This window comes from Bartonella sp. B39, from assembly GCF_053795145.1.
The window spans coordinates 134,757-148,036 of record NZ_CP200036.1 but is presented as its reverse complement, the minus strand read 5'-3'; the positions used below and the strand labels follow the sequence as shown (position 1 = coordinate 148,036).

The 13,280-nt window shown below is 37.1% G+C and carries 8 protein-coding genes and 1 pseudogene; 4 read left to right on the top strand and 5 right to left on the bottom strand.

The window, feature by feature from the left end:
* Position 1: 1 nt before the first annotated feature.
* Both V4P57_RS00585 and V4P57_RS00580 read right to left on the bottom strand, forming a co-directional pair.
* Positions 2–1,573, bottom strand: coding sequence for a phospholipase D-like domain-containing protein (locus V4P57_RS00585; RefSeq protein ID WP_455466281.1), 1,572 nt, complete (start codon positions 1,571–1,573; stop codon positions 2–4).
* 426 nt (positions 1,574–1,999) lie between these two features.
* On the bottom strand, positions 2,000–3,385 hold the full coding sequence (locus tag V4P57_RS00580; protein ID WP_455466280.1) for a sigma-54-dependent transcriptional regulator: 1,386 nt from the start codon (positions 3,383–3,385) through the stop codon (positions 2,000–2,002).
* Positions 3,386–3,645: 260 nt separating this feature from the next.
* Between V4P57_RS00580 and V4P57_RS00575 the strand changes: the two genes are divergently transcribed.
* On the top strand, positions 3,646–4,008 hold the full coding sequence (locus tag V4P57_RS00575; protein WP_455466279.1) for a hypothetical protein: 363 nt from the start codon (positions 3,646–3,648) through the stop codon (positions 4,006–4,008).
* Positions 4,009–4,267: 259 nt separating this feature from the next.
* On the opposite strand, the gene V4P57_RS00570 is transcribed toward V4P57_RS00575, so the two are convergent.
* Both V4P57_RS00570 and galU read right to left on the bottom strand, forming a co-directional pair.
* Positions 4,268–5,263, bottom strand: coding sequence for a KpsF/GutQ family sugar-phosphate isomerase (locus V4P57_RS00570; protein WP_455466278.1), 996 nt, complete (start codon positions 5,261–5,263; stop codon positions 4,268–4,270).
* A 39-nt stretch (positions 5,264–5,302) separates the two neighbouring features.
* Positions 5,303–6,202: a UTP--glucose-1-phosphate uridylyltransferase GalU gene (gene galU, locus V4P57_RS00565; RefSeq protein ID WP_455466277.1), complete on the bottom strand. Its 900-nt coding sequence runs from the start codon at positions 6,200–6,202 to the stop codon at positions 5,303–5,305.
* Between the two features lie 265 nt (positions 6,203–6,467).
* Between galU and V4P57_RS00560 the strand changes: the two genes are divergently transcribed.
* Both V4P57_RS00560 and V4P57_RS00555 read left to right on the top strand, forming a co-directional pair.
* Positions 6,468–7,724, top strand: coding sequence for a lytic murein transglycosylase (locus V4P57_RS00560; RefSeq protein ID WP_455466276.1), 1,257 nt, complete (start codon positions 6,468–6,470; stop codon positions 7,722–7,724).
* Positions 7,725–7,739: 15 nt separating this feature from the next.
* Positions 7,740–8,806: pseudogene (locus V4P57_RS00555) on the top strand (SGNH/GDSL hydrolase family protein).
* Between the two features lie 158 nt (positions 8,807–8,964).
* On the opposite strand, the gene V4P57_RS00550 reads toward V4P57_RS00555, so the two are convergent.
* Complete coding sequence (locus V4P57_RS00550) at positions 8,965–10,989, bottom strand: M3 family metallopeptidase (RefSeq protein ID WP_455466275.1); 2,025 nt, start codon at positions 10,987–10,989, stop codon at positions 8,965–8,967.
* Between the two features lie 349 nt (positions 10,990–11,338).
* Between V4P57_RS00550 and mgtE the strand changes: the two genes are divergently transcribed.
* Positions 11,339–12,715 carry a magnesium transporter gene (gene mgtE, locus V4P57_RS00545; protein WP_455466274.1) on the top strand — a complete coding sequence of 459 codons (1,377 nt, stop codon included), beginning with the start codon at positions 11,339–11,341 and terminating at the stop codon, positions 12,713–12,715.
* Positions 12,716–13,280: the final 565 nt, after the last annotated feature.

The window sequence follows — 13,280 nt, the reverse complement described above, 5'->3', positions numbered from 1 at the left end:
TCTACAATTGCGATTCAATGGGTAACCAACTTATTATTTTAGCAAATGCACGACGCCAAAAATTGCTTTCTGGCTCATAATCAACGCTATGCTGCCTTTCATTTTCTATAAAATCCCAATAAATACGGTTATTATCACCAAGGCGGAGATGATAACTCATTTCACCGGTTGTTTCTTCAGAAAAAAGCAAATCTAGCCTCGCTGTAATCGGCGCACATTCAAAAAGAATGCCCATTTCCGTATTCAGCGCAGCTGATCTGGGATCAAAGTTTAAAGACCCAATAAAAGCAGTTTTACGATCGACTAAAAAAGCTTTGGTATGTAAACTTGCCTTACTTGATCGAAAGAGCCGTAATCCGTGCGTATTTCCGCCTGGTTTTAATTCATAAAGTTTAACACCACTTTTCAATAGCGCCTTACGATATGGTACATAACCACCATGTACCAGTGCTACGTCAGTGGCAGCTAAGGAATTCGTAAGAATTTTGACATCAATACCCTTTGAAACCAGTTTGCTAAAATTTTGCGTGCCTGCCTTACCAGGGACAAAATAAGGTGATGTAATCTGAACTGTTTTTTTAGCCTCCCCTATAACCTGTGAGAGCGCCTTCATAAGCCAATTTCCCGCTTTTTTGCGCAATGCTTTTTCCGGAGGATCAGAAAGAACAACAACTTTATCTGCCAAAAATAACCGCTTTCCTGTCTCAATAAAACAATCAAAATTAATATGCTTTTTGACATAATCTAAATAAACTTTTGCAACTCTAGAATCACGAAATTCTCGTAATTTATCCTTCCAATAGCGAAAGTCTCTTGCATTTTTAGGAATAACCAAAGTATGAATCGGTAAAACCACAGCACTATTCCAAAAGTCATCAAAAATAGCTTCTACTTTTTTAACAGAAGGGCCAATTAACATTAGATCTAAATCTCGAAAATGTGATTTCTCACCAACATCAAAATAAGAATCTGCAAGATTGCGTCCTCCTACAAAAGCCACCCGACCATCCACAATAAAAGCTTTATTATGCATTCTACGTGTAACAGTAATTGCCCGCAATATAATCTCTAAACCACGGCGTAAACCACCCTTACGTGATCGTCCTGGATTAAACATTCTCACCTCAATCTGAGGATGTTTATCCAGCGCAATGTAAGCTGGATCACGGGCTTGAGCATTAATATCATCTAAAAGAAGGCGTACCCGAACGCCACGATCAGCTGCCTCCACTATTTCACTTAATAATAAGCGCCCTGTTAAATCATCGTCCCAAATATAATACATCAGATCAAGGCTACGCCCCGCCTGTGCTGCTCCTATCGCACGGACACAAAAAGCATCCAAATTGCTAATGATGAGTGAAAGGGCGTCTTTATCAACCCCTAACCCATCTGCTTTCTCTGCCAATTGACTTACTATACGGTCAAACGGCGTTTCATCTTTCTTAACAGTCAATGCATAAGAACACTCCCCCCTAGCGCTTTTAATAAAACGTCCATATGTGTAAATTGCCAACATAGACGCAACAAAAAAAAATGCGATAAAACCGATAACAATTTGTAACAAAGTCAAAGAGGATAAACTTTCTATTTTTAAGCCATCGCACCACCATCGATACGAACCACAATACTAAAATCAATAATCCTATCTTAATCACACAAAAGACAGAATGCCACCTCTTGCTTAAGAGAATATAAATCCAATACCAATGATTATAGAATTTTAGTTTCAATGCTAAAAAAGCATAAAGGCTTTTTTTCTTATTTTAAATGTAAACTTAGCTAAAATTGTAAAAACTGAAACAAGAAAAGGGAGTTGAAAAGAGTACCATCAAATAAAATCGATACTTATTGAGTTTTCAAAATCATAGTCAATACCTAGACTCTATAAGAAATAACATCTCTTTTAAAAGCGAAAACCCCTCTCCTGCTTTTACTAAAATCCACTATACTTTTTTAAAAAATCATGCCTCTCATAAATGAGAATTTATTGTGGGCTTTACTTCCGTTCCTGGCTTTTTATTGCTTTCAATTCCTCCATTTTTCGATAAAGTGTAGAGCGACCAATATGAAGACGGCGAGCAATCTCACTCATATGTCCCTTATAATGTTTAACCGCTTTCTCAATAATATCATGTTCCATCTCTATAAAAGTGCGAACATGCCCATCAGCATTTAAAAATTGTATCGATTCTTGTTCATGATTTTTTTGGATATCACTCTCAATGATATTTGGAACATTTACTAATGGATTCCCCATTAATTGAGGGAAATCCCGAACAGTTAACAATGGCCCCTCACTGAGTAAAACCGCACGAAATAGAAAATTCTCAAGTTCATCCCGATTACCAGGCCAATCATACTGCATAAGCAAGGAAAGAGCTGATCCTGCTAAACCATGTACATGCGATCGTCCCGTTTCAGCAATAATACGGTCAATCAAACGTTGCGTAAGCTCTGGAAAATCATCCCTCAATTCCCGTAAAGCAGGGACAGTGATCGATAGTGAGGAAAGCTGTTCAAATAAACTGCACGAAAAATAATCCTCTTTAACCAAATCTGAAAGCCGCGATGTTGAAATAGCTATGATTCGAAAAGGAGGAGGATTGTTCTTTGTTGCTTTTTCCCTCTCTTGAAGATAACCAGAGAAACGCTTTTGCTGTATGGGCTCGAGTCGATCAACATCACAAAGGCAAAGTGTCCCTTTTTCAAGAGAAGAGACCAATGGTAGAAATTCTTTAAACCACTGACGTTCTTCTTCTTTTGAGTCAACGATAGCTGAACATTGAAAGCGAACAAAGGCTCCATCCGATGACAAACCCTCATGATGAATAATGCGTGCTAATGTTTCACGACCAGTTCCACCTTCACCTTCTATCAAAAGATTCTGTAAGGAAGCCGCCGCATTCCTCGATTGTTCCAGAACTATCTGCATTGCTCTACTTTTTATGCAGAGGTCAGAAAATCGCAAATGATTCTCATTTTTTCGCCGAATATAACGAACCTCACGCTCTAATGCAGAAATAAGAGCAAGAGTATCAAAAGTAACTCTTAACCGTAATGATGTAACTGGATAAATCCAATAATCAATAGCTCCAGCTGTTAAAGCTTTCTGGAGTAAATTTTGATTCTCTTGTTGTGCTATCACAATAATAGGAACAGAAACACCAGCAACTCTAATCATTTTAATCAAATCACCTACACTCAGATCACTCATGGCAACATCAAGGAGTGCAAGCACAATATTTCTACGTCTATGCAAAAGATCAATCGTACGGAGACCATTTTCTGCTTCAATGACACGGTGACCAAAACCTCGGAGCATAGCAGAAAGCTCTATACGTCTTCCATAATCTTCACTCGCAACAAGAATGGGACCAACCATAATTTTAATAATCTCCTCTGAGACTATTAAACAGCTTAATGTCAAAATTGTTGTAAACCATAAGAAATATTTCGCCTCTTGTGTTTTATCTACGATATTTCACCAAGCTGTCAGTTAAATACAACATTAAGGCATTTTTTTCCATTTTTTTTGCTTTTTCATTGATTTTCATCAAATTTTTCATATTAACTCATAGAATAATTTAACAATGTTATAGAAGCTAAAGAGCAAAGTAACATAAATTAAATAGAGTATAACAAATGAAACATACCTGCCGTATTATGTATCTTGCAATCATCGCTTTGGCATTAGGTGCCTGTGGCTTTTCTCAATATTATGGCCAAAATACACCAGCTGGAATTGATGGTGAATGGGTTGATACGAACGGTATCATTTCTTCTTTCCACAATGGTGTTTTTGAAACACGTGCAGCGGATACAGAAGAAAAACTATCAGAAGGTACATATAATTATGTTAGTACCCAACGTATAGAAATTGAAATACGTTCCATTCTCCGTGGAACAATATCTAAAGTCAGTTGTATGATATCACGCGATGCAACACACCTTCTCTGCACATCACATATGGGATCACAATTTTCTCTTAGGAGAACATTTAAATAAAATAAAAGTTACTATTGCTGTTAAAAATATAATGAATACAGACATGTCAAGAGGCGATATTCTCCCCTCTTGATGGGGGTTTTTTGCTAAAATAAGTAAAGGCACCGATACAATCCTCTACCAGAAGAACTCACAAACACTGCAGAATGTATAAACAACCGTCTTTGCCAAGAAACATTAATAAAGTGACTGCACAACAAAATCTTATTTTTGAATCTAACCCTAAAATAAAAACTTTATCTTATATGAATTCTCCAACTTACGCCGCACCAATACGCAAAAGATCGTGAAAATGAACAATTCCTACCGGTTTCTTATTCTCAACCACGAAAAAAGCACCGATGTGATGATCATTAATAAAAGCTATTGCCGCACCAACCAGTGTATTTGATTCCACAATCTTAGGATTTTTTGTCATCACCTCATCAACATTAAATTGTGATAAGTCAAAGTGAATGTTGCGTGCAAGATCACCATCGGTCACAATCCCGATTAATTCACCTTTTTGATTTACAACGCCAACACAACCAAAATGTTTTTCAACCAAAACATTCATAGCTTCAGTCATGGTTGTACCCTGCACAACTAAAGGAATACTATCACCCCCATGCATAATATCACGCACGTATTTAAGGCTTGCACCAAGAGAACCACCAGGATGATAAATTTTGAAATCTGTTGCAGTAAAGCCACGCATTTCTAAAAGAGCAACAGCTAATGCATCTCCCATTGCTAATTGCATAACTGTTGAAGTTGTAGGAGCAAGCCCATGGGGACAAGCCTCTTCTATCTTTGGCAACAAGAGTACAATATCAGCTTGTCGCCCTAATGTAGAACTCTCGCCCGATGTCATCGCAATAAGTGGTGTGTGAAAACGCGCAGCATGATTTATAATACCACTTAATTCCAAGGTTTCACCTGACCATGATAAGGCAAGAATAACATTATCAGATCCAATCATACCAAGATCACCATGATTGGCTTCTGCTGCATGGACGAAAAAAGCAGGTGTTCCCGTTGAAGCTAAGGTTGCAGCAATTTTTGTTCCTATATGACCACTTTTACCAAGACCAGTAATAACCACATGACCCCTAGCGCGTCCAATGACTTGAACCGCAGCTTCAAAAGAAGAAGAAAGGCTCCCAAGAAAAGCAGTTTCAAGGGCTTCAAGCCCCTGTTTTTCACTCGCAAGTGTTTTAAGCGCTGATGTAACAGCACCCTGCAAATTCAGTATAAGAGAAGATTGTATTGTCATGATAAAATTCGATAAATGAAATTAAATGGAAGATCTATATCATTTTTCAATTTTAATGGTTTCTAGTAAATTTTTTAATGCAGCAGAAACTTGGTTATGTATATCAGCACGCGCCAAAGAAAATGCAACGTTGGCTTCAATGAAACCAGCTTTAGAGCCACAATCAAAGGTGAGTGCTTCTAACTGGTAACCAAAAAAATTCTGTTCATTTGAAAGTCTTACCATCGCATCTGTTAATTGAATTTCATTTCCTGCCCCTCGTTCTTGATTGGAGAGAATATTAAAAATTTCTGGTTGCAAAATATAACGCCCATTGATATACAGATTTGACGGTGCTGTTCCTTTCGTTGGTTTTTCTACCATTTTTGTGATTTTAAAACCATTTGCAATCTGTTCGCCTTTGCCAACTATACCGTATTTATGGGCTTCTTCAGGATCGCATTCTTGAACCGCGATAATATTTCCTTCACCGGTTTCTTCATAAAGACTGATCATCTCAGAAAGGCAGCTCTTTTTAGCGTGTATAAGCATATCCGGTAATAATAAAGCAAAAGGCTCATTCCCAACTAATTCATGCGCACACCAGAGAGCATGTCCTAGCCCCAATGATTGTTGTTGTCTTGTGAAAGAAGTCATCCCTGGTGAAAGTTGTAAATCTTGTAAATGCTCAAGCTCTTCTCTTTTGCCACGTTCAGCAAGTGTTGTATATAATTCAACTTGCGCATCAAAATAATCTTCAATGACTGCTTTATTGCGTCCAGTGACAAAAATAAAATGCTCAATACCAGCTTCACGTGCTTCATCTACAACATATTGAATAACAGGCTTATCAACAACCGTCAGCATTTCTTTAGGAATTGTTTTTGTTGCAGGAAGAAAACGTGTACCAAGACCAGCCACGGGAAATACTGCTTTCCGGATTTTGCGAACTCTCACCATATTGCTCCCCATTAATCATATAATTTACTGATTTCATTTAACATATATTTTTACTAAATGGTAAAAAAGATACCTTATTGTTTTGATTGCCGTTATAATGGACAAGAAAAAGATGCAAGAGTATGATAATTTGTTGAGAGTGTTCCTTCAAAACAAATAATCCGTCCCAGCCTTTCTTATTCGTTTGATAATATTATTGATAACACCATATACAAAATAAAGTTCTTGCATATAAAAATATTTGGATATTGAGGGGAATTTTAAAATGCAAAAAATAGAATCTAAAACTTTCTATCCTTTAGAGAAATCAATAAATCGGAAGACTCTTACCATAAGTTTAGCCATTCTTTTTTCTGCTTTTTTAATGTTTTTTACACCATTTTTACATGCCGATAGTGGCTTTAAACAATGGATTAAAGAGTTTAAAAAAATAGCTCTCGCCAACAATATTTCACCTTCTACATTTGACATGGCTTTTAAAAACATTAATGCAATTGATCCAGAAGTTTTAGAAAGGGCTGCATACCAACCAGAATTTGTCGATCATCCATGGAACTATTTTGATAACCGTATTCATGATTTTGCAATTTTGGAGGGACAACGCCAAGCTCAAAAATGGAAAGACTGGCTTCTTCAAATTGAGAAACGTTTTGGTATAGATCGTAATATTCTCTTAGCTATTTGGTCGATGGAAAGCAATTATGGAAAAATTTTAGCAAATAAAGGTGTGATGCGTGATACCATTCGTTCACTTGCAACCCTAGCCTATGCTGATCAAAAACGTGCAAAATACGCACACAAACAACTCATTGCTGCCATGCAAATTCTCCAACGTGGTGAAATCACACGCGCGCAACTTACTGGATCTTGGGCTGGGGCAATGGGACACACACAATTTATTCCAAGCAGTTATCTCGCTTATGCCATTGATATGGATGGGGATGGACGACGTGATATCTGGACCTCTGTTCCAGATGCTCTTGCAACTGCCGCTAACCTTCTTCACATGAATGGTTGGCAACCTAAACTCCTTTGGGGAGTAGAAGTTAAATTGCCACAAGGGAGAAACTTCCCTGAGAATTGGTATTCCTTTGAGCAATGGGCAAAGCTAGGCGTAAAACACGCGAATGGACAACCTTTACCTTCATCATCTGAACGAGCAATATTAAAATATCCAGATGGAAAAAAAGGGCCTATATTCTTGGTAACAAAAAATTTCTTTGTTCTTAAACGTTATAATAATGCAGATCGTTATGCTTTTGCTGTTGCTCTTCTCGCTAACCGCATTGCTGGACATCATGGATTAGTTCAAGATTGGCAAAGACCATTCAAACCGCTTACTTTCCATGAACGCAAAGAACTGCAATCTCGCTTAATGGCGCTTGGCTACTATAAAGGGAAAGTTGATGGCAAGATTGGTACAGCCTCTCAAAAAGCACTTAAAGATTTTCAGTTGCGCCATGGTTTAAAGGCAAATGGATACCCCACCCCTGCAGTTCTTTCTGTTCTGCGAAAACAATAATCTGGAGTAAAGTGTTTGTCTTATTTCCGCTCGATACACTTAATCTTCTTTTTTTTTCTCTCTTCACTGCGAGTGTTATAAAACCATCTCCAAGTAAAGCGACGAACTTTTTTAAATGGTTGTTAGAACGTAACAAACAAGAGCAAGTACACAAACAACCGCAAACTACGGAACAAAAAGTATATCGACCAAAGAAAAAAGCTGTCATACAAAAACCCGTACAAACATTGAAAGATACAAATGCAAAACGAATTCTTGTTATAGGGGATTTTGTAGCTTCTACTGCTGCCAATGAACTCAAAAAAATTTTTACTGATGATACCGATATTATCATCATAAACAATGCAGTACCATCTTCTGGCTTAGTTCGAACTGATCACACTTCTTGGAAAGATAGTATTCCTCAACTCATCGATAAAAATAAACCTGATACCATTGTTATGATAATAGGCGCAAATGATAACCAACCAATCGCAGACTCTCATGGCGTATTCAGCCCTCTCCAGCCAGAATGGATGGATATCTATAGGCAAAGAGTTGTCGAAATTACTGAAAGCCTTTATGCCTCTGGAAAACCATGGATATGGATGGGACAACCAGCCTTTGAAAGTAATAATTTAACACAAAAAATAAAAACCTTTAATGAACTTTATAAAAGTGCAACAGAAGCCGCAGGAGGATATTTTATCAATATTTGGGATGGTTTTATTAACGCACAAGGTCAATTTTCTTTTTCAGGTTATGATATCAATGGAAAAATAACCAAGCTTCGCACCAACGATGGCATTAATTTTACTTTTGAAGGAAAGCGAAAACTTGTCTCTTACTTAAGAAAACCATTAGAAACTATTTTAAATCTTCCTGTCTTTTCTCATGAAGACACACACCTTACCAACGCAAATACTCTGCGACCTGTACAAGGTTTACATAATATTGAACGCAAACCACCTATAAGCCTCGATGAGATGGCGCAACAAAATACACATTTACTCAACAAAATCGATCAGAGCCTTATAAAAAAATCGTGGTCATCCCCAAACGGTCATCAGAAAGAGAGAGCTGATGATTTTTCTTTCCCATGATCTGTTAAAAACAGAGAGTCTCATTTTCTTCATAAAACAAAAACCTAATAAAATAGAAAACCCCCTTTTCATATGACCATGATGGGGGCCTGTGTAATCTTAAACAGAAAGAAAAACGAAAGGAAATAACGGTATAGTTTAGACCATACCGTTATTATTTACAGTCCACGTTTTTTAATCATTGCCTCTGGTGAAGGCAACCATCCCCGAAAAGCTTTATAAAGCTCCTCTGGATCACGACTTCCCCCAGCAGAGTAAATAAAACGTTTCAACTTATCAGCAAGCTCTGAATTAAAAACATCTCCTGTTTCTTCAAAAGCCTGAAAAACATCGGCATCAAGGACTTCCGACCACATATAAGAATAGTAACCAGCAGCGTAACCATCACCTGAAAATATATGCGTAAAATGTGGAGGACGATGGCGCATAATAATTGTATCAGGCATTTGCAGCTTTTCTAATTCTTGGCGTTCAAACACTGTTGGATCAGTTACCTTTTGTCCTTTATGAAAAGCCATATCTATGAGAGCTGATGAAGTAAATTCAACTGCAGCAAAGCCAGCATTAAATGTCTGTGCTGATAAAACCTTATCCATTAATGCTTGCGGCATAGAATGTCCTGTTTTTGCATGCGTAGCATAAGTCTGTAAAATCTCTGGTACAGTTAACCAATGTTCGTAAAGTTGAGAAGGCAGCTCAACAAAATCACGCGAAACGGATGTTCCCGAAACAGATGGCCATGTTACATCAGAAAGCAAACCATGTAACGCATGTCCAAATTCGTGGAAAAGCGTACGCGCATCATCAAGTGATAAAAGAGCAACCTCCCCTTTAGGTGGTTTAGCAAAATTACAAACATTGTAGATAATAGGCTTTTGTCCGCCATTTAATTTATGTTGTGATTGTAAACTACTCATCCACGCACCGGAGCGTTTTGAAGAACGCGCAAAATAATCACCAATAAAATGCCCAAGTAGACTCCCATCAGACTTTTTTACTTCCCATAAACGTGCATCAGGATGCCAAAGTGTAACAGCCTTTTTTTCTTCAAATGTAATCCCAAAGAGTTTTTCTGCTACCCAAAAAACTGCCTTAATCATACGATCAAGCTGAAAATAATATTTAATTTCAGATCCATCGAAAGAAAATTTTTCAGCGCGAAGTTTTTCAGCGTAATAACGCCAATCCCAAGCTGCTAAAGTTTCATTGCTTCCCTGATTGTGTGCAAAATTTTGCAATTCAATTTGTTCGCTATAAGCTTTAGTTCTTGCCCGTTCCCATACAGGAGTGAGCAAACCCATAACCGCATCAATATTTTTGGCCATGGTATTATCAAGTTTTAAATCTGCGAAGGATTTATATCCTAGCAATTTAGCCTTCTCATCACGAAGTGTAAGAATCTCTAAAATAATTGCTCGATTATCATTATCATTATTATTTTCACCACGTTTGGACCAAGCTTGAAATGCACTCTCACGTAAATCACGGCGATGAGAAAATTTCAAAAAAGGATCAATAATTGAGCGCGTCAATGTTAATGCATAGGCTCCCTCATTACCCCTTTCGCGTGCAATTTCCTTCATTGAAGCAATAAGATCATCAGGCAAACCAGATAAATCTTTTTGTTCTAAAAATAAAATCCACTCAGCTTCATCTTTTAAAACATTCTGGCCAAAAGTAGCATTTAAAAAAGCAAGCTTTCCATTAATTTCAACGAGCCGTTTTTTACCTTCTTCATCAAGTTTTGCACCACTACAAACGAATTTTTTCCACCATAATTCAAGCACACGTGTTGTTTCACTATCATACATGCCCTGTTGTGACTGTTTATAAAGCACATCTATTTTTGCAAATATCCGTGCATCCATCATAATTTTCGAAGAATAACGAGAAAGCTTTACAACAAATTCTTGTTCTAACTGCTGAATCAACGCATTACTATGCGCCCCTGAACGCAAGAAAAATATTGAACACACACGATCAAGCGCTTTGCCAGAAAGCTCAAAAGGTTGCAAAAAATTCTTAAGTGTTGGAGATTCTTGCACCGTCGCAACCATCTCTAGTTCTTCTTCTGCTTCTTGAAGAGCCTGTTCAAAAGCGGGCTTAAAATCTTCATCACTTATTAAAGAAAAATCAGGAAGCCCTGAAAATCCCTTCCAGTCCAGCACTGCTGCTTTTGTCATAATAATCTCTATCTCCATTATAAATTCAATGTATAATAATTACTTTGCGACACAAATTGATAATATATTAAAACTATTGTGTGAACTTTAAAAATTCCTCTCAGACCTCTCTCTTAAAAGCAGACATCAAGGATATCTTTGCCATTAGAAAATAAACAAAAATGAAAATTTCTATATGTCTGATTTATGAAATTGTTTATAACCTGTAATCTATCCTTGACTTTATTTCAAATATTAACAATTGGAGGATTACAATCGGGGGAGACTTTTTAAAATCTTCCATATCTTTTTTTTTATTCTATCCATGATATAAATCTATATTCTCCAATCCTTCGGAAGGTACTTTATTATGACTGAAATTAAAACGACCTTCGACTTCAAGAATTTTTCACCTGAAGTTCTCGCCGAGGAATTAAAAAATCATCACTTTGCTGACTCGATTGATATCATTAATGATCTCGATATCACGGAACGCGTCGCTACTCTTAGCCTTTTACCTCTTGATTATGCCATTGAACTCTTTGACAAACCAGAACTTGAACAACCAGCAGCTATTCTTGAACTTCTCCCTGTTAATCGTTCAGTTGAAATTCTTGATGGCATGTCTGCTGACGCCGCTGCCGATGTTTTTCAGGAAATGGATAAAGAAACCCGCAAGAAGCTTTATACGTTACTCAAACCCTTAACGCGCGCTGAATTAAAAAAACTTACAAGTTACCCTGATCATACAGCAGGTGCACTGATGACAACAGAGTTTATAGCTGTCCCCGCAAACTGGAGCGTAAAAAAAACTCTTGATCATATTCGTGATGTTGAGCGTACACGTGAAACAGTTTACACGAGCTATGTCATTGATCCTAAAACGGGAACTCTTCTCAAGGCTGTTTCACTGCGTAACCTTATCCTTGCTTCACCTGATGATCAAATTCTAAATGTCTCTACACATGACATCCCCATTACAATATCGCCCTTCACACATCATGAAGACATCGCTCGCCTTTTTCAGCGCCATGATCTTCTTTCTGTACCAGTTATTGATGAAAGTAATCATGTTATTGGTATTGTAACAGTCGACGACGTACTTGATACAATGGTTGAGGAAATGAATGAAGATGCATATAAGTTTGGTGGTATGGAAGCTCTTGATAAGCCCTATATGCAAATCAACTTTCTAGGGATGATGAAAAAACGTGGTGGTTGGCTTGCATTACTTTTTCTTGGCGAAATGTTGACAGCAAGTGCTATGCAATATTTCGAAACAGAGCTTGAAAAAGCCATTGCTCTCACACTATTCATTCCCCTTATTATGAGTTCAGGAGGAAACTCTGGTTCTCAAGCAACATCGCTTATTATTCGCGCTTTAGCTTTACGTGAACTCACACTTGAAGACTGGTGGAAGATTATACTCCGTGAAATTCCAGCAGGGATATCCCTTGGCCTTTTACTCGGAATTATTGGAATGATGCGTATTGCTCTTTGGCAAGAACTCGGTATTTATAACTATGGTGAACATTGGATTTTTATTGCCATAACAGTGGGCGCAGCTTTGGTTGGAATTGTCACCTTCGGTTCTTTATCCGGCTCCATGCTTCCTTTTATCCTTAAACGTTTTGGATTTGATCCAGCAAGTGCTTCAGCTCCTCTTGTAGCAACTTTAGTGGATGTTATGGGAATCGTGATATATTTTTCTGTTGCCTCCTTTATCTTGTCTGGAACTCTACTCTAATATGGAAAGCAAAAATACATCTCATGCGACTTAAAATTTCTGCTCTGTAAGCAACACATTGATTTTTTTAAAATCATAAAACAGCATTATACATTTTAAATAAGATCTTTTAATATTCTCATCGTTCATTATTTAAAATGCCCTTATTATGAATAAGCATGAACTATTCAATAACGAGTCAAAAGGAAAAAGAAATTTTAGAAAAAATCTAATGTATGCTAACACACTATTTAAATAGAGAGCAAATATAAGCTGACATCGTCATTCTATTTACCATCTTCCAATATTACAAATGCTCTTGCATTAAGACAGTTCATGAGAGGTATATCCAATTCTTTCTCAAACGGATTTTATCCATACATAACTCTCTCTTAAGAATATGCAAATAAGTGATTTTTTTAATTCATAATAAAATGCGTATAAAAGAGAAAATATTCTCTGTATTTAATACCCCAACACAATAAGAAAACGATAATGATATTATAGTGAGCAAATTACACTATTTGTTTTCTAGCGCATACCTCATATAAAATGCTCACACATTCAAAGATTTTTGAAAAAAATT